Annotated in this window: 16 protein-coding genes, 1 pseudogene and 1 riboswitch; of the genes and pseudogenes, 10 read left to right on the top strand and 7 right to left on the bottom strand. The window is 72.0% G+C overall.

Annotation, left to right across the window (positions count from 1 at the left end; all coding sequences use genetic code 11):
- From BIU89_RS18670 to ribH, 4 genes and pseudogenes are all read left to right on the top strand, one after another.
- Window positions 1–371 (top strand): annotated as a pseudogene (locus BIU89_RS18670) (hypothetical protein); the annotation flags it as partial.
- Between the two features lie 128 nt (window positions 372–499).
- Window positions 500–634, top strand: a riboswitch (FMN riboswitch).
- Window positions 635–728: 94 nt separating this feature from the next.
- On the top strand, window positions 729–1,382 hold the full coding sequence (locus BIU89_RS14360; RefSeq protein ID WP_071247477.1) for a riboflavin synthase: 654 nt from the start codon (window positions 729–731) through the stop codon (window positions 1,380–1,382).
- On the top strand, window positions 1,382–2,071 hold the full coding sequence (gene ribB, locus BIU89_RS14355) for a 3,4-dihydroxy-2-butanone-4-phosphate synthase (RefSeq protein WP_083404386.1): 690 nt from the start codon (window positions 1,382–1,384) through the stop codon (window positions 2,069–2,071). The genes BIU89_RS14360 and ribB overlap by 1 nt, the downstream gene beginning before the upstream one ends.
- Complete coding sequence (gene ribH, locus BIU89_RS14350) at window positions 2,068–2,547, top strand: 6,7-dimethyl-8-ribityllumazine synthase (protein WP_071247474.1); 480 nt, start codon at window positions 2,068–2,070, stop codon at window positions 2,545–2,547. Before ribB ends, ribH begins: the two co-directional genes overlap by 4 nt.
- 91 nt (window positions 2,548–2,638) lie before the next feature.
- Here ribH and BIU89_RS18665 read toward each other — a convergent pair whose 3' ends face one another.
- Window positions 2,639–2,809 carry a hypothetical protein gene (locus tag BIU89_RS18665; RefSeq protein ID WP_017888559.1) on the bottom strand — a complete coding sequence of 57 codons (171 nt, stop codon included), beginning with the start codon at window positions 2,807–2,809 and terminating at the stop codon, window positions 2,639–2,641.
- Window positions 2,810–2,875: 66 nt separating this feature from the next.
- The gene (locus BIU89_RS14345; RefSeq protein ID WP_071247471.1) at window positions 2,876–3,424 is read right to left on the bottom strand and encodes a TetR/AcrR family transcriptional regulator; all 549 of its coding nucleotides are present in this window, start codon (window positions 3,422–3,424) and stop codon (window positions 2,876–2,878) included.
- A 155-nt stretch (window positions 3,425–3,579) separates the two neighbouring features.
- On the opposite strand from BIU89_RS14345, the gene BIU89_RS14340 reads away from it, so the two are divergent.
- The 5 genes from BIU89_RS14340 to BIU89_RS14320 all read left to right on the top strand — a co-directional run bounded on the left by BIU89_RS14340 (window position 3,580) and on the right by BIU89_RS14320 (window position 9,758).
- On the top strand, window positions 3,580–5,616 hold the full coding sequence (locus BIU89_RS14340) for an aldo/keto reductase (RefSeq protein ID WP_071247468.1): 2,037 nt from the start codon (window positions 3,580–3,582) through the stop codon (window positions 5,614–5,616).
- Entirely contained in the window at window positions 5,595–6,602 is a 1,008-nt protein-coding gene (locus tag BIU89_RS14335) for a LacI family DNA-binding transcriptional regulator (RefSeq protein ID WP_071247465.1), read from the top strand. The genes BIU89_RS14340 and BIU89_RS14335 overlap by 22 nt, the downstream gene beginning before the upstream one ends.
- 213 nt (window positions 6,603–6,815) lie before the next feature.
- Window positions 6,816–8,339 carry an MFS transporter gene (locus BIU89_RS14330; RefSeq protein ID WP_071247462.1) on the top strand — a complete coding sequence of 508 codons (1,524 nt, stop codon included), beginning with the start codon at window positions 6,816–6,818 and terminating at the stop codon, window positions 8,337–8,339.
- A 250-nt stretch (window positions 8,340–8,589) separates the two neighbouring features.
- Window positions 8,590–9,099 (top strand): flavin reductase family protein, encoded by a 510-nt coding sequence (locus tag BIU89_RS14325; RefSeq protein WP_027466322.1) that lies wholly within the window; start codon window positions 8,590–8,592, stop codon window positions 9,097–9,099.
- 44 nt (window positions 9,100–9,143) lie between these two features.
- Complete coding sequence (locus BIU89_RS14320; protein ID WP_071247459.1) at window positions 9,144–9,758, top strand: superoxide dismutase; 615 nt, start codon at window positions 9,144–9,146, stop codon at window positions 9,756–9,758.
- A 109-nt stretch (window positions 9,759–9,867) separates the two neighbouring features.
- Here the strand turns inward: BIU89_RS14320 and BIU89_RS14315 are convergent, their stop codons facing one another.
- Window positions 9,868–10,491 (bottom strand): TetR/AcrR family transcriptional regulator, encoded by a 624-nt coding sequence (locus BIU89_RS14315; RefSeq protein ID WP_071247456.1) that lies wholly within the window; start codon window positions 10,489–10,491, stop codon window positions 9,868–9,870.
- Window positions 10,492–10,648: 157 nt separating this feature from the next.
- Between BIU89_RS14315 and BIU89_RS14310 the strand changes: the two genes are divergently transcribed.
- Complete coding sequence (locus tag BIU89_RS14310) at window positions 10,649–11,620, top strand: carbohydrate kinase family protein (protein WP_175475035.1); 972 nt, start codon at window positions 10,649–10,651, stop codon at window positions 11,618–11,620.
- Between the two features lie 73 nt (window positions 11,621–11,693).
- On the opposite strand, the gene BIU89_RS14305 is transcribed toward BIU89_RS14310, so the two are convergent.
- From BIU89_RS14305 to BIU89_RS14290, 4 genes are all read right to left on the bottom strand, one after another.
- On the bottom strand, window positions 11,694–13,166 hold the full coding sequence (locus BIU89_RS14305; protein WP_071247452.1) for a serine hydrolase domain-containing protein: 1,473 nt from the start codon (window positions 13,164–13,166) through the stop codon (window positions 11,694–11,696).
- A complete protein-coding gene (locus tag BIU89_RS14300; protein ID WP_071247450.1) occupies window positions 13,163–14,512 on the bottom strand; it encodes a cryptochrome/photolyase family protein in 1,350 nt (449 codons plus the stop codon). Before BIU89_RS14300 ends, BIU89_RS14305 begins: the two co-directional genes overlap by 4 nt.
- Entirely contained in the window at window positions 14,509–15,021 is a 513-nt protein-coding gene (locus tag BIU89_RS14295; protein WP_027466327.1) for a MarR family winged helix-turn-helix transcriptional regulator, read from the bottom strand. Before BIU89_RS14295 ends, BIU89_RS14300 begins: the two co-directional genes overlap by 4 nt.
- Before the next feature lie 258 nt (window positions 15,022–15,279).
- Window positions 15,280–16,047, bottom strand: a complete 768-nt coding sequence (locus BIU89_RS14290) for a winged helix-turn-helix domain-containing protein (RefSeq protein WP_027466328.1) — start codon at window positions 16,045–16,047, stop codon at window positions 15,280–15,282.
- Window positions 16,048–16,587: the final 540 nt, after the last annotated feature.

Genomic DNA, 16,587 nt, shown 5'->3' with positions numbered 1-16,587 from the left:
CCGGTACGGACCCGGGCACGGACCCGGGCACCGACCCGGGCACGGACCCGGGCACGGACCCGGGAACCGTCCCCACCGACGGGACGGGCACCGACACCGGCACCACGCCCGGCACGGCGACCATCCCGGTCGGCGTGGTCGGCGTCGTCGAGCCGACCCGGGCCTCCACGGCGGGTGTGGTGACCACCACGACCGCTGCCACCGGCGGGGCCCGGGCGAGCGCCGCGACCGTCGCGGCAGCCGCCGCGGCCGGTGACGGCCAGCCGGAGCTCGCCTACACGGGCGCCGGCTCGCCGGTCCTGCCGGCCGGGTTCGCGCTCCTGCTGCTCCTCGCCGGAGCGGGCACGCTCGTGCTCCGTCGCCGGCACTGACCGGCGGGTGACCGAGGGGCGTCACACCGTGGCGCCCCTCGTCACCATGCCCGGGGGAGACGCCCGGTTACGACGGCGCTGACACCGTGGCGCGGCCGTCAGCGGCCTGGGGTATCGTTCCGACTACGCAAGCGCTCCGGGGTCGGTGTAATTCCGAGCCGGTGGTGACAGTCCACGAACTGATGACGGGTGCGAACCCGACAGAGGTTGACCCGGTGGGATTCCGGGACCGACGGTGAAAGTCCGGATGGGAGGCGCGCTGGGCGGACAGGACGACCCCACGACCCGTGGGGTGCGACCCGTCCGTCGATGCCGACGATCGTCGAACGCCCCCGGAGTCCCGTTGAGAGGACACCAGTGTTCACCGGCATCATCGAGGAACTCGGCACCGTCACCGCCGTCGAGCAGCAGGGCGACTCCGTCGCGCTCACCGTGCACGGCCCCGTCGTCGTGCAGGACGCCCGGCACGGCGACTCGATCGCGACGAGTGGTGTCTGCCTGACCGTCGTCGAGCAGACCCCCGAGACCTTCACCGCCTTCGTCATGAAGCAGACCCTCGACATGAGCGCCCACGGCGCACTCCGGGTGGGGGACCGCCTGAACCTCGAGCGCGCCGCCTCGGTGGGCGACCGCCTGGGCGGGCACATCGTGCAGGGTCACATCGACGGCACCGCCACCGTGCTCGAGACGGCCGACGGTGACGGCTGGCGGCGCGTGCGGTTCTCGCTCGCGCCGGCGCTCAGCCCGCTCGTGGTCGACAAGGGTTCCATCGCGCTCGACGGCGTCTCGCTCACGGTCAGCGCGGTCTCGCCCGAGGACACCGCGCCCGACGCGGCCTGGTTCGAGGTGAGCCTGATCCCCGAGACGCTCGAGGCGACGACGCTCGGGCTCCGCGTGCCGGGCGACCGGGTGAACGTCGAGACCGACGTCCTGGCACGGCACGTCCGCCGCATGCTGCGGCTCGACGCCGCGGCGCAGTCGCTCGAGACCGTCGGATCGGAGGCCCGGTGATGGTCGCCGAGGTCGGTGCCGCCCCGCAGGCACTCGGGTTGTCGAGCATCGAGACCGCGATCGCGTCGATCGCGGCCGGTCGCCCGGTGATCGTCGTCGACGGCGAGGACCGCGAGAACGAGGGCGACGTCATCCTGTCCGCCGAGCTCGCCTCGCCGGAGTGGATCGCGTGGACCGTGGCGCACTCGTCCGGGTTCATCTGCGCGCCGGTCAGCACCGAGATCGCCGACGCACTCGACCTGCCGCCGATGGTGGCGCACAACGAGGACGTCCGCGGCACGGCCTACACGGTCACCGTCGACGCCGCCGTCGGCGTGACCACGGGCATCAGCGCCCACGACCGCGCCCGCACGCTGCGGGTCCTCGCCGACCCGGCCTCGGTGCGCGACGACCTGCACCGCCCCGGACACGTGGTGCCCCTGCGTGCACGACCGGGCGGGGTCCGCGAGCGCGCCGGGCACACCGAAGCAGCGATCGAGCTCGTCACCGCGGCCGGACTCCGGCCCGCTGCGGCGATCTGCGAGATCGTCGACGAGGACGGCAGCATGATGCGGCTGCCGGCGCTCGTCGGACTCGGGGCGCGCGAGGGCGTGCCCGTCATCACCATCGCCGCGCTCGCCGAGTGGCTGGACGCGGCAGACCGGGCGGCGGCAGCGACCGCAGCGCCCACGGAAGGAACGACACGATGAGCGGAGCAGGCGCGGCGGACCGCGACCAGGTCGACGGCACCGGGATCCGGGTGGCCATCATCGCCGGACAGTGGCACGACACGATCGCGGCGGGCCTGCTGGCCGGGGCGCAGCGCGAGGTCGAGCGGCTCGGGGCGACGGCACACGTCATCCCCGTCCCCGGCAGCTTCGAGCTGCCCGTGGTCGCGAAGACCGCGCTCGAGGCCGGGTTCGACGCGGCGGTCGCGCTCGGCGTGATCATCCGCGGTGGCACCCCGCACTTCGAGTACGTGTCGGGCGCGGCGACGAGCGGCCTGACGCAGGTCGCGATCGACACCGGCAAGCCCGTCGGGTTCGGTGTGCTCACGCTGGACGACGAGCAGCAGGGACTCGACCGCGCCGGACTGCCCGACTCCAAGGAGGACAAGGGCGCCGAGGCGGCACACGCGGCGATCAGCACCGCGGTGACGCTGCGGTCCCTGCGCGTCCTGGTCTGAGGCGCCGGACACCCCACACAGAACGGCCCCGCACCGGTGAGGTGCGGGGCCGTTCAGTACTTGCTGATCAGCGTTGCTGGTCTGTGCTTGGTCAGCGCTTGCCGAACACGTGGATCGGCAGGAAGAAGGAGAGGCTCATCAGGAGCACGCCAGCCATGAAGACGAAGGCCTGGCCCGACTCCACCTGGAAGGCGAACCCGAACAGGTACATCGACACCAGCAGCAGCAGGATCGAGAAAACAGCGGCGATGACGCGGCCCACGGGATACCTCCGGGTGTCGACGATTGGATCGTTCCCCAGTCTATCCCCAGCCGGAGGTGTGCCGGTTCACGCTCCCGGTCGCGTCGCGATCAGACGGTCGACGACGGTGAGCAGGGTCTCCATGTCGACGCTGCCCCGCTTCGGTCGCACCTCGCTCGCGGCACCGAGTGAGGCCTGGTGGTACAGCCCGTCGCCGAGGAGCTTGACGGCCTGCGCGGTCGGCTCGTCGCCGAGGGCGTCGACGAGGGTCGCGAGCCAGGCGTTCTCGGTGTCGTCGAGGGTCCGTCCGGCCTCTTCGTAACCGGCCTGCTGCAGGCGGCTCGCGGCGAGCAGGGCGAGGTCCAGCTCGCTGCCGACGAACAGGCAGTTGCGGACGAAGTAGCGCGCGGCGCCGTCGTCGGCCTCCTGCATGCGCTCGACGTCGATCGCGGACAGGTCCGACAGCCGTTCGCAGAGCCCCTCGACCAGGGCGGCCTTGGAGCCGAAGTGGTAGAGCAGCCCGCCCTTCGAGACACCGGCGCGCGCGGCGACGGCGTCGAGCGTGGCGGGACGCTCGCCTTCCTCGCACACGATGGCGACGAAGCTGTCGAGGACACGGTCGCGGGCACTGGCCATGCCGAGAGTCTAGGAGCAGTTCCGGGGGGCGCGGACGCCAGCTGCTCCGTGGTCGCCGTGAACGCTCACGAAATGCCGCAGGACCGTTGCTCATCGTTCCGGCACCGGCTAGCGTCGAGCCGACCGTGAAGGTTCACGAGACGACAAGGATCCGCATGTCAGCGCAGACGGCGAACACCGCCACCACCCCGACCTCGACCACCACCGACCGCCCCGGGTGGGCCGTCCTCGGCCCCGGCAGCATCGCCCGACGCTTCCTCTCGCAGCTGCCCGCCAGCGGGGGTGTCCTGGTCGCGGCCGGCAGTTCGTCCGCAGAGCGGGCGCAGGGCTTCGCCGACGAGGCCGCCGGGTTCGGGTTCGCGGACGTGACCGCCGGGACCTACGACGAGGTCCTCGCCGACCCGCGGGTGGACGCCGTCTACGTGTCGACCGTGCACACCGGGCACGCCCGACTCGTGCTCGCCGCACTCGAGGCCGGCAAGGCCGTCCTCTGCGAGAAGCCCCTCGCCGTGAACCACGGCACCGCGATGGCGCTCACCGACGCCGCACGCCAGGCCGGCCTGCCGCTCGTCGAGGCGTTCATGTACCGCTTCCACCCGCAGACCGCGGCGCTGCTCGAGCTGATCCGCGACGGCGTGATCGGCGACGTGACCCACGTCGACGCCTCGTTCGCCTTCCGGACGGGCGAGCGCACCGGTCGCCTGTTCGACGTCGACACCGCCGGCGGCGGGATCCTCGACGTCGGCGGGTACCCGGTGACGATGGCCGCGGCGATCGTGCAGGCCGCAACCGGGGTCGCCGTCGCCGAGCCGGTGGACCTCACCGCCACGGGCACGCTCGGGCCGACCGGGGTCGACGAGTGGACGGTCGCGCAGCTCACCTACAGGGGTGGGACCACGGCGACGGTCCGGACCGGCGTCTTCGTGCAGGACGACAACGCCGTGTCGGTGTACGGCTCGCGCGGTCGCATCGTGCTCACCGACCCGTGGACCCTCGGCGACGACCCCACCATCGAGATCCACACCGTCGACGAACCCCCTCGCTCGCTGTCGTTCGCGGGTGAGCACCCCTACGCCCGAGAAGCCGACGCCACCACCGACGCCCTGCGTGCCGGCGGGGTCGAAGCGGCGCAGATGACCATCGACGAGACCCTCGCCACGGCCCGCACGCTCGACAGGTGGCGCGCGGCGATCGGCCTGCGTTACCCCTTCGAAGCCGAGACCGCCGACATCCCGACGGTGACCGGCCGACCGCTCACCGTGCAGGACGGCAACCCGATGCGCTACGGCGAGGTGCCGGGCGTCGGCAAGCGGATGTCCCGCCTGGTGATGGGTGTCGACAACCAGCCCGACCTGGCACACGCCAGCGCGATCTTCGACCTGTTCGTCGAGCGGGGCGGCAACGTGTTCGACACCGGGTACATCTACGGCGGCGGGGTGCTCGAGGGCAGGCTCGGCAGGTGGATCCAGAACCGGGGGATCCGCGAGGACGTGGTCGTCATCACGAAGGGCGCCCACACCCCGCACTGTGACCCGGAGTCGATCACCCGGCAGCTGCTCGAGAGCCTCGAGCGCCAGGGAACCGACTACGCGGACGTCTACATGATGCACCGCGACAACCCCGACATCCCGGTGGGGGAGTTCGTCGACGTGCTCGACGAGCACCGCCGAGCCGGTCGCATCCGGGTGTACGGCGGCTCGAACTGGACGCCCGCACGGTTCGACGAGGCGAACGCCTACGCACGGGCCAACGGCAAGCACGGGTTCGAGGTGCTCAGCAACCACTTCGGTCTCGCCGAGGCGTACGACGTGCCGTGGGACGGCTGCGAACACGCGACCGATGCGGCATCGAAGGCCTGGCTCGAGGAACGCCAGGTCCCGCTGCTGCCGTGGTCGTCGCAGGCCCGCGGGTTCTTCACCGGCCGCGCGACGCCCGAGGACACCAGCGACGCCGAACTCGTCCGCTGCTACTACTCGGACGACAACTTCGAGCGGCTCCGGCGTGCGCGCGAACTCGGCGAGCAGTTCGGTGTCCCCGCGACGGCGATCGCGCTGGCGTACGTGCTCAACCAGCCGTTCCCGACGTTCCCGCTCTTCGGACCCCGTACGATCGCGGAGGCCCGGTCGTCCATGACCGGCCTCTCCGTCGACCTCTCCCCGGAACAGGTGGCATGGCTGGACCTCCGCGCCTGACCCCGGGCGGCCGCGCGACGATCATCGACGTCGCCGCGGCCGCCGGGGTGTCCCGGCAGACCGTCACCCGCGCGATGAACGGCATGTCCGGCATCAGCGCGGCGACCAAGGACCGCGTGCTCCAGGCCGCGGCTGCGCTCGACTACCGTCCGTCACGGTTCGGCCGCGGGCTCGTCACGGGTGGCGACCACCAGCTCGGGCTCGTCGTCAACGACCTGCGGAACCCCTACGCACCGGCACTCGCCTCCGCGGTGCTCGGCCTGGCCGCCGCCCGCGGGTGGAACGTCATGCTCGCCGACGTCGGGCTCGCGAGCGACTCGGACCGGATGGTGGAGTCCCTCGGCGCGCAGACCGACGTCGTGATCGGCTACCTCGGGTCCCGTGCGCCGGAGTGGATCGAACGGCTCGGCTCGGTCCCGGTCGTCGAGCTCGACCCCTCGGGGCCGGTGACCCGCGCCGCGGTCCGGATCGACCCGACCGCCGCGATCGAGGACCTCGCCGACCACCTCGTCGACGTCGGGGTGAAGCACCCCGTCGTGCTCGACGCCGCTGCCGACGGCGTGCCGAGCCAGCGCGGGGAGCACATGGTCGCGGCACTCCGGCGTCGCGGGTACCTGCCCGACCTCGTCGTCGCGTCCGCACCCACCGCCGAGGCCGGCGCCGGACAGACCGAGCGGATCCTCGCCGAGCACCGGCGGGTGGACGCGGTCCTGGCGTTCAACGACGTGCTGGCCCTCGGCGTGCTGTCGGCCTGCCGTCGTGCCGGCGTCGACGTCCCCGGTGACGTCCGCGTGGTCGGCGTCGACGGCCTGCCGCTCGGGACGCTCGTCGCACCGACGCTCACCACGCTGGCCGTCGATCTCGACGAGGTCGCGGGCCAGGCCCTCGACCTGGCGCTCGGCATGCTCGCGGGCGAGCTGCCGCGCTCGGGAACGGCCGTGGAGCGCACGGTGCGCCACCGGTTGCTGCTCCGCGAATCGGCGTAGGCCCGACGACGCGACCAGTGGACCGACGCAAGGCCCGTGGCGGGACCGCCACGGGCCTCCCGGCCGTCGTCAGTTGCATTTGCAACCAAAACCGTCTGGACGGTACACTAACGGAGTCCTGACGGGGCGCGTGTCCATCCCGCGTCCCGTCTCGTCTGCCCCACGTACCACCCGCCGTCGACCTGGTCCGGCTCGAAGTCCCAGGAGTCCGCCGTGTCCGCACTGCTCACCAGCCCCGTCGCCACCCGCGTCACCGGGAGCCGCGCCCGACGGTTCCTGGCGCTCGCCGTGCTCATGCTGCCGGTCCTGCTCATCTCGGTCGACAACACCATCCTGAGCTTCGCGCTGCCGTCGATCAGTCGCGCGTTGAACCCGGACGCCACCACGCAGCTCTGGATCGTGGACGCGTACCCGCTGGTGCTCGCCGGCCTGCTCGTCGTGATGGGCAGCATCGGTGACCGCATCGGCCGACGGCGGATCCTGGTGATCGGCGCGACCGGCTTCGCACTGTTCTCGGTGGCCGCGGCCTTCGCGACCGACGCCTGGATGCTCGTCGCGGCCCGGATCGCGATGGGCGTGTTCGGCGCGATGCTCATGCCGGCCACGCTCTCGATCATCCGCAACGTGTTCGTGGACGCGGGGGAGCGGCGGATGGCGCTCGCCGTCTGGTCGACGATGTTCGCCGCCGGCAACGCGCTCGGCCCGCTCGTCGGCGGCGCGCTGCTCGCGCACTTCCACTGGGGCAGCGTGTTCCTCGTCGCGGTGCCGATCCTCGTGCTCATGCTCGTCGGCGTGCCGTTCTGCGTGCCGGAGTCCCGCGACCCGATGCCCGGGCCGGTCGACCTGCCGAGCATGTTCCTGTCCCTCGGCGCGCTCGCACCCATCGCGTGGGCCATCAAGTCGGTCGTGCACCCCGAGGAGCGCGGCCTCGCGGTCGCCATGCTCGCGGTCGGTGTCGTCTGCGGCATCGCGTTCGTCCGTCGGCAGCTGCGGTCCCGCACGCCGATGCTCGACCTGCGGCTGTTCCGCAGCACCGCCTTCACGGGCAGTGTGCTGATGAACCTGGCGGCGATGTTCTCGCTCACCGGTTTCCTGTTCTTCATCGCCCAGCACCTGCAGCTCGTGGCCGGGCTCGACCCGTTCGCATCCGGCGTCGTGCTCATCCCGGGGTCGGTCCTGACCATCGTCGCCGGGCTCGCGGTCGTGCCGATCGTGGCGCGTGTCGCCCCGCGCTGGGTCGTGTCGGTCGCGCTGCTGTTCTCGGCGGCGGCGTACGCCCTCGTCGCGGTCCTCGGACACCACGCCTCCATCGCCGCCCTGGCGTTCGCGTTCGTGCTGCTCGGCATCGGGATCGGGGCGTCCGAGACGGTGACGAACGACCTCATCATCTCGACGGCTCCGGCGGACAAGGCGGGTGCGGCGTCGGCGATGTCCGAGACGGCGTACGAGATCGGGGCCGTGCTCGGGACCGCGGTGCTCGGCACGATCCTGGCGACGACCTACCGGGCGCACGTCGTGGTGCCCGACGGGCTGTCCTCGGCGGCGCACGTCGCGGCGCAGGAGACCCTCGGGGGCGCGGTCGCCGCGGCGGGGCAGCTCGGCGGCAGCGCCGGGCAGGTGCTGCTCGAGTCGGCGCGGGCGGCCTTCGACTCCGGCGTGACGATCACGGCGGGCGTCGCCGCGGTGCTCATGGTGGTGGCGGCCGCGGGTGCGCTCGTCATGCTCAAGCGCCGCTGAGCGGCCGCGCGGGCGCGCTGCTGGTGCGAGCTGCGCTTCGTGAGCTGTGCTTCGGGAGCTGCGCTTCGTGAGCAGGAATGGTCGGGTCGCCGTGCGTGACCCGACCATTCCTGCTCACGAAGCGCCGCCACGGCGCGCCCGGCCGCGCCCGAACCTGTGAATCATTGACCTCAACCAGGGTTCAGGTCATACGTTGGGTGACAGCCGCCGAGTGACGGCAGCCCCTCCCGAAGGAACGACCACGATCACCATGCCCGACGAAGCACCGGCAACCATCGCCGACGCGTACAAGTCCGCCTTCCGCGGGCACCCTGCTGGCGTCGCCGTCATCACGGCCGAAGGCCCGGACGGACCGACCGGCCTCACCGCCTCGAGCGTCGCGAGCGTGGCCGTCGACCCGCCCGTGCTGGTCTTCTCGCTCTCGACGAACTCCGGCTCGGCCGGGGTCGTGCTCGGTGCGCCGTTGTTCGTCGTGCACCTGGTCGACTCCCTCGGGGTCGCACTCGCCAAGCGCTTCGCGTCGACCGGCAGCCCGGCCGCCGACGACCCGATCTGGGGCACCCTGCCGTCCGGCGACCGCTACCTGCCGAGTGCGGCGAGTGCGCTCCGCTGCCGACCGCTGTCGACGACGCCCATCGGCAGCTCGACCGTCGTCGTGGCCGAGGTGCTCGACATCATCGTCGGTGCCGACCGCGGCGAGCCGCTGGTCTACCACAACCGGGAATTCCACTCCCTCACCGATCGTTCCCGGCTCTCGTGAGCCGCGGAGCCGCGTCCACAACCCACTGATCGAAAGGACCTCACATGGCTGAGTACACCCTGCCGGAACTGCCGTACGACTACGCCGCGCTCGAGCCGCACATCAGCGGCAAGATCATGCAGCTGCACCACGACAAGCACCACCAGGCCTACGTGACCGGTGCCAACACCGCGCTCCAGCAGCTCGGCGAGGCCCGTGAGTCCGGCAACTTCGGCGCGATCAACAAGCTCGAGAAGGACCTCGCGTTCCACCTCGGTGGCCACGTGAACCACTCGATCTTCTGGACCAACCTCGGCCCGGACACGAAGGTCCCCGAGGGCGAGCTCGCCGCGGCGATCGACGAGTTCTTCGGTTCGTTCGAGAAGTTCCAGGCGCAGTTCGCCGCCGTCGCGAACGGCATCCAGGGCTCCGGCTGGTCCGTGCTGGCCTGGGACACCGTGGGCCAGAAGCTCACCACGTTCCAGCTCTTCGACCAGCAGGGCAACATCCCGTTCGGTCTCGTCCCGATCTTCATGCTCGACATGTGGGAGCACGCCTTCTACCTCGACTACCTGAACGTCAAGGCGGACTACGTCAACGCCGTCTGGAACATCGTCGACTGGGAGAACGTCGCCGCTCGTTTCGAGAACGCGAAGTCGCAGCGGTTCGTCACGCTCTGATCCGCGTCGGCGGGTCACCACGGTGACCACCTGACGAACGGGAGGCACGGTGCCAGCTGGCACCGTGCCTCCCGTTCGTGGTCCGGGTTCCGTTCCGGACCGCACGCCGTCACCGGGTCCGCGACCGGTCCTCGGACGCGGGCACGGTCGCGCGCAGCGCGCGGTCGGCGCCGGTCGTGCTCGAAGCCAGGTCGTGGGCGATGCGACGCAGTGCGGCGTCGGCCTCGGTGTGCGCGCGGTCGACGAGCGCGCTCCACTGGGCTCCGCGGGCGGCCATCACCGTGTCCTGGGCCGCACGTTCGGCGAGAACGGGGTCGGCACCGTGCGCCCGGCACCACGCCCGGATGGCCGCCACGTGGCAGCGGTGCGCACGGCGCTGGCGGTCCCGCCCGTCGAGGGACTCGACCGAACCGAGTTCGAAGGTGAGTCGCGCGGCCAACGCGCGGTGTGGGTCGTCGAGCCCGCCGAAGGCCGCGACCAGGTGATCGGCGAGGGCGTCCGCGTCGGCGTCGGGGTCGAGCGTCGCCACCGGACGTGCGGCCGCCAGGTGTTCGACGACTGAGTCGATCAGGGCTTCGCGTGAGCCGAAGTGGTAGACGACGGGGTAGGCGCTCGTCCCGAGCACGCGGCCGAGGCCCCGGACCGTGACGTCCTCGATCTTGGTCTCGACGAAGTGGTCGACCACCTTCTCGAGGATCGCGGGTTTGCGGGTGGGGTCGGGCTTCCTGGGCATGGCATCTCCGTCGTCGGGGCGGTGGTCGCGCGACCGCCCACATACTAGCAGCCGGTATTTCAGTGGCACCATGGTCGCCGTGTGTGATCCCTCCGCGAAACCTCCGTTTTCACCGATAGAAACGGAGAAAAACTCGGCTACGGGTACACTGTTTCGGATGTCTATGCCGTACGAGGGCGCTCCGCCGCCGTCCCGGCCCGAGGGGACCCGCGCCGGACGGGTGGTCACGGGCCGACGTCGTGGCGCCGGAAAACGCTTCCTGGTCGTCGGCGACGTCCTGGACGGTGTCCTCGTGCACACCACCGCACACCGGATCGGGGTCCACGACCCCGCTGCGGAGATCCGTCACCGTCCGACCGGCGCCGGTGGCAACACGGCCACCTGGCTCGGCTGGCTCGGGGCCGAGGTCGACGTCGTCGCGCGGGTCGGGGTCGACGACGTCTACCGCCACGAGCGCGCGCTCGAGGACGCCGGGGTCCGCGCCCACCTGCGGTACGACGCGATGACGTCCACCGGGGTCGTCGTCTCGGTCCGCAACGGCCACGGTCGCACCGCGATGTCCGACCCGGCCGCGAGCGGGAAGATCAGTGCCGCCGACGTCCCGCCGTCGGTGGTCGCCCGCGCCGACATCGTGCACCTGACCGGGGCCGCCATGCTCGGCGGTGGGGCCGACCGGCTCGCCGACCTGGTGGCGTGCGCCCGGACGGGGCCGGCGCGCGTGGCGGTGGACCCATCGTCGGTGGCGGTGATCGAGACGATCGGTGCCGACCGGTTCCTGCAGGCCCTGCGGGGCGTCGACGTGCTCTTCCCCGACCAGCACGAGGCGCTCGCCCTCGGTGGGGGCGACGACCTCGACGCCGCGGTGCGGCGGTTGACGGAGCACGTCCCACTGGTCGTCGTCACGGCGGGGGCCGACGGCGCGCTCATCGGACGCCGGGGCCGCAGCGTCCACCGGGTCCCCGCGACACCGGCGACCGTCGTCGACACCATCGGCGCCGGGGACGCCTTCGTCGCCGGGTTCGTCCGTGCGTGGGCGACGGATCCGGTCCGCGTCGGTGCGGCAGCCCGCGAGGGCACCCGGGTCGCCGCGCGGGCACTCGGCTTCGTGGGCGGTCGACCGCCGGTCTGAGCCGACGGGTTCTCGGTCGGCACCCCCGGGTCAGGGCTCCGTCGGGTCAGTGCCCGGTCAGCGCTCCGTCGGGTCAATGCTCCGACGGTTCGGGGACGACGTTCAGGGTCTGGACGCGCCCCGCGGCGGCGGGCGCGAGCCGGATCTCGACGCGCAGTCGCCCGCAGGTGCCGGGGAGCCACCAGCGCAGGTGCGACGGTGCCGCCGAGTACTCGGACACCGGTGCGGCACCGAGGTCGGCGCCGACGTCCGCGACGGCCTGCGCCACCGCCCGCCGTCGGCGGTCGTAGGGCACGTCCATGGCCACGTTCGGTGTGCAGATGGCGTCCGCCAGGTCGTCGCTCCAGTCGGCCAGGAGGCGCGTCACGGCGGCCTGGGCGGCTCGCGTCGCGCGGGTGGTCGCCGCCACCCCGCTGGTCGCTCCGGCCACGTCGGTGCCGGCTTCCGCCGGGTCGGGTGCCCGGGCCGTCAGTGCCGCGTCGAGCACGAGGTCGTGCGCCTGCTGCGCGGCCGCGGAGACCTTGGCCTGCGTCGCGTTCTCGAACGCGACGACCCCGAGGCCGTCGCGCACGGACCACCGCATGTGCGCGGAGAAGCCCGGGTAGCCGCCGGAGTGCGAGACGAGCTCGCCGAAGCGGTCGTCCTGCTCGACGAACAGCCCGAAGCCGTACGCCGTCGCGCGGGCCGAACCCGGGACGACGGACGACGGGACGACCCGCATCGCCTGCTGCATGAGCCGGCGATCGGCGGGGGAGACCGGGCCGGGTTCCGGCGCTGCGGAGAACGCCGAACCGAGGTGCGTCGCCCAGCGCGCCAGGTCGCGGACGGTCGAGAAGAGCCCGCCGATCGACGAGAACGCGCCGGGGCCCGTCATCGGCAGGGGTTCCCAGTCGCCCTCGTGTCCGCGGACACCGGTGACGACGAACCCGGTGGACTCGTCGGCGCTGAACACCGTGTCGGTGAGCCCGAGGGGACGGAGCACGGTCTCGTCGGCGGCCACGGTGAAGGGCCGCCCCGTCACGACGGCGACGACCCGGCCGAGCAGGGCGTAGCCGAGGTTCGAGTAGGCGAAGCGGGTGCCGGGCAGCGAGTCGAAGAGGAGGCCGCCGCGCAGGACCTCGTCGAGCTCGGCGTCCGAGATCGACTCCTGCCGGTCGGCCCAGGGATCGTCGGTGGGGAAGCCCGCCGACATCGTCAGCAGCATCCGCACCGTGGGGACGGGGGAGTCCGGGGTCGGCAGGGTGACGGCGCCGAACGCCGGCACGAAGTCGGTGATGGGCGCGTCGAGATCGAGCGCACCTCGTGCGACGAGGGTCAGCAGGGTCGCGGCGGTGACGCTCTTGGTGCAGGATGCGATGCGGTAGACGGTGTCGGCGTCCGGCCGCCGGCCGTCGCCGCGGTCGCCGTGCCCACCGGACGCGACGAGTCCGGAACGGTCGAACACGCCCCACACGCTGCTCGGCGAGATGCCCTGTTCGACACGAGCACGGAACAACTCGTCGACCTGGTCGACGACGGCGGCGACCGCGGGGCGCGACCCGGTCACGATCGCCGCATCCGTTCGTAGGCGTCGAGCGCCCGCTGCCGCGACGCCTTCAGGTCGACCATCGGCTCGGGGCGCAGCTCGTCGGCGGGGACCCAGCGGTGGACGTACTCGCGGTGCGGGTCGAAGCGCTCGAGTTGCCGGTCGGGGTTGAAGACCCGGAAGTACGGGGCGGCGTCGAAGCCGGAGCCCGCGACCCACTGCCAGTTCGCCGCGTTGTTGGCGGGGTCGGCGTCGACCAGGGTGTCCCAGAACCACTGTTCCCCGACTCGCCAGTCGACGAGCAGGTTCTTCACGAGGAAGCTCCCGGCCGCCAGCCGCACCCGGTTGTGCATGGCGCCGCTGTGCCAGAGCTCACGCATGCCCGCGTCGACCAGGTCGAAGCCGGTCAGGCCCTGCCGCCAGCGGTCGAGCTCGGCAGCTTCCGGGTCACGCCACGGGAACGCGTCGAAGTTCCGACGGACGTTGACGGTGGCGATGTCGTCACAGTGGAAGTACTCGTTCCAGTTGAACTCCCGCCATGCCAGCTGCCGGAGGAACGCGGCGGCGTTCTGGCGCTGCGCGGGTTCGAGCCGCTCGTGCAGGCGGTGCCACACCTGGTACGGGCTGATCTCGCCCCACCGCAGGAACGGCGACAGGCTGCTGGTGGCTTCCATCGCGGGCTCGTCGCGCTGGTCGTAGTCCTCGAGCGCGTGCTCGACGAAATGCTCGAGCTGCTGCTGGGCGCCGTGCTCACCCGGGGTCCAGGCGTCACGGAGCCCGCCGGCCCAGTCGGGCTTCGTCGGCAGCAGTGCCCAGTCGGCCAGGGCATCACCGGTGACGTCGGCCGCAGCGGGCAGGTCGTCGGGGTCGGGCAGGGGGTGGCGCGGTTCGGGCAGAGCCTGGACGGCGTTCCAGAACGGGGTGAAGACCTTGTACGGCTCGCCCTGCCCGGTGAGCACGGTCCACGGTTCCCAGAGCAGGTTCGCGGCGAAGCTGTGCGCCTCGACGCCACGGTCGTGCAGGGCCGCCTTGATGCCGGCGTCGATGTCCCGCTCGACGGCGCCGTACCGACGGTTCCAGTACACGGCGTTCGCCCCGGTGTCGGCGACGAGCTGGTCGATGACCGTCGCCGCGGCACCGCGTCGGAGGACCAGCCGGGAACCGCGCTCCTGCAGGTCGGCGTCGAGGGCGGTCAGCGATTGGTGCAGCCACCAGCGGCTCGCGGCACCGATCGGACGGAGCCCCGGCGACTGCTCGTCGAGGACGACCACCACCGTGACGTCGCCACCGTGGTCGATCGCCGCACGGAGCGCGGGGTTGTCCGACAGCCGCAGGTCGTCACGGAGCCAGACGATCGCGCCGGTCACACCGTCGCCGCATCCGGAGCGGCCACCGGGCGGGTCGTCGACCGCCGGCCCGGTGCAGTGCCGACCGCCAGCCGGAGCTTCGTGCAGAGTTCGGTGAGGGTGCGCAGTTCGGGGTCGGACAGCCCGGCACCGACCTGCTGCGCGATGCTCGCCGCGTGCTGCACGGCGACCTGCCGGTAGACGTCGAAGCCGTGGGGGGTCAGCGCCACGATCACACCGCGGGCGTCGGTGGGGTCCGGCTGCTTCTCGACGATGCCGCGGGCGAGGAGTCGGTCGACCAGGCGGCTGACGCTCGGCTGGGTGAGGAGCAGGTGCCCGGTGAGGTCGCGCATCCGGCAGCGGCGGCCGGGCTGGGTCGACAGGTTGAAGCAGACGTCGTACTCGTTGAACGAGATCTCGTCGCCGGGGAAGTCCGCGTTGAGACTCCGCATCACGGCGACCTGGGCGCGGAAGAGCGCTTCCCAGGCGGCGACGGCGGTCGCCTTCTCACTGCGGCGTGTCTCGCTCACGTTCGCGTTCCCTCCGGTCGTACGGTCTGACCACACTACCGACGGGGTCCGACAGGAGCCGGGCGACATGCACGAGGGCCGGCCGCCTGTCGGCGACCGGCCCTCTCCCTTGCACCAAGAGTTTCCTGCAATCACATTCCGCAGGCGGTGCCACAGCAAACACCGTCTGCACCACCGACTGTATAACGAAGCGGTAACGGCGCGCCAGCCTCTCCGCGGCCGGTTCGCTGCGAGTTCACCAAGAGCAGTCGATCAGGTTCAGAAGAGGTCGGGCGACGGGGTCGACGCGTACCGCACGGCGACGTCCGCGTGCCGGTCGAAGCGGTAGCCGACGCCGCGCACGGTGCGGACGATCTCCTCGAACGCGCCGAGCTTGGAGCGGAGCCGACGCACGTGCACGTCAATGGTGCGCTCGTTCGGGGTCTCGTCCTCGCCGTCCGACCAGAGGCCCTCGATGATCGCGGAACGGTCGACGGTCTGGCCCTCGCGGAGGACCAGGAACTGCAGGAGTTCGAACTCCTTGTAGGTCAGGGGTGCCGCTTCGCCGTCGAGGGTCACGCGCTTCCGCGAGATGTCGATGACGACACCGGTCTCCTCGGGCTCGGGCTTCTCGGCCTGCTTGCGGGCGGCCACCGCGGAGCGGTCCTGCAGGGCGAGCCGGACGACGTCGACGTCACGGCCACCGGAGTGCTCGGCGGCGACGGCGACGGCCGCGTAGGTCTCGGACGACGGGACGAGCTGCGCGGTGAGGGCCTTCAGCTGCTCGACCACCGCGGCCAGGGTCGTGCCGGCGGCTGCGGCCTTCGCTTCGTCGATCCCGACGTACAGGGCGAAGCCGCGGGCCTCGGTGCCCTCGGGGAGCGCGCGGTTCCGCTGCGGTGCGACCACGGGGCTCGTCGGCACGGTGGCCGGTCCGGTGGCTGCCGGGGAGGCCGGGCGCGGGCGGATCGGCGTCACGGTGCCGAGGTCGGTCGGGGCCGGTGCGGTGCGGAGCGCGGTGCGGGGCTGGGCGATGGTGAGCGACATGGTGGTTCTCCGGGCGGTGTAGCCGGTGCGCGGGTGGCGCGGCGGCCGGTGTCGAATGCGTCATCCCGGGTACGGCGGTACGCCGATGTGCCCTGCGGTCCTGCTGCGGACCGGGGCCGACCCGGGGGAACGGGAGACAGACCTCGTGACGTGGTGCGCGTCGCCGACGGTGTCCGTCACCCGGGGATCACGCGCTCGCGACGGGGGTGGTGTCGCGGGGGATCCGGCTGGAACGGGTGCCGATCAGGCACACATTCGACAACGCATGACCGGCATGGTCGGCATCATCACGCCGACGGTCCCCACTGCCCCTGCGGAGGAGCACGCCTCGGAGAGGACGCGGGTGGACACGGTTGCAGTCATGTGACGAGTATCTGCGGTATACCAACGCGGTGTCAACCGTCCGCACGGACGGTGCGGTGGGCGCGACCGCCCGGGCGTCGAGTGCCACGCCCGTTCTTTCCCATTGCGCACGCGATGGAAAGTCGAATCGGGCGTACCGGGTCGAAAGAAACGACCTGGTACGCCCGGAACGGGCAG

The organism is Curtobacterium sp. MCBA15_005 (assembly GCF_001864855.1).
Taxonomy (GTDB): domain Bacteria; phylum Actinomycetota; class Actinomycetes; order Actinomycetales; family Microbacteriaceae; genus Curtobacterium; species Curtobacterium flaccumfaciens.
This window is presented reverse-complemented; position numbering and strand designations above follow the sequence as displayed.

Coding starts and splice junctions, on each gene's coding strand:
- ribB (WP_083404386.1), top strand. CDS start 1,382: ATGGTCGCCGAGGTCGGTGCCGCCCCGCAGGCACTCGGGTTGTCGAGC.
- ribH (WP_071247474.1), top strand. CDS start 2,068: ATGAGCGGAGCAGGCGCGGCGGACCGCGACCAGGTCGACGGCACCGGG.
- BIU89_RS14345 (WP_071247471.1), bottom strand. CDS start 3,424: ATGGCCAGTGCCCGCGACCGTGTCCTCGACAGCTTCGTCGCCATCGTG.
- BIU89_RS14340 (WP_071247468.1), top strand. CDS start 3,580: ATGTCAGCGCAGACGGCGAACACCGCCACCACCCCGACCTCGACCACC.
- BIU89_RS14335 (WP_071247465.1), top strand. CDS start 5,595: ATGGCTGGACCTCCGCGCCTGACCCCGGGCGGCCGCGCGACGATCATC.
- BIU89_RS14325 (WP_027466322.1), top strand. CDS start 8,590: ATGCCCGACGAAGCACCGGCAACCATCGCCGACGCGTACAAGTCCGCC.
- BIU89_RS14320 (WP_071247459.1), top strand. CDS start 9,144: ATGGCTGAGTACACCCTGCCGGAACTGCCGTACGACTACGCCGCGCTC.
- BIU89_RS14315 (WP_071247456.1), bottom strand. CDS start 10,491: ATGCCCAGGAAGCCCGACCCCACCCGCAAACCCGCGATCCTCGAGAAG.
- BIU89_RS14310 (WP_175475035.1), top strand. CDS start 10,649: ATGTCTATGCCGTACGAGGGCGCTCCGCCGCCGTCCCGGCCCGAGGGG.
- BIU89_RS14290 (WP_027466328.1), bottom strand. CDS start 16,047: ATGTCGCTCACCATCGCCCAGCCCCGCACCGCGCTCCGCACCGCACCG.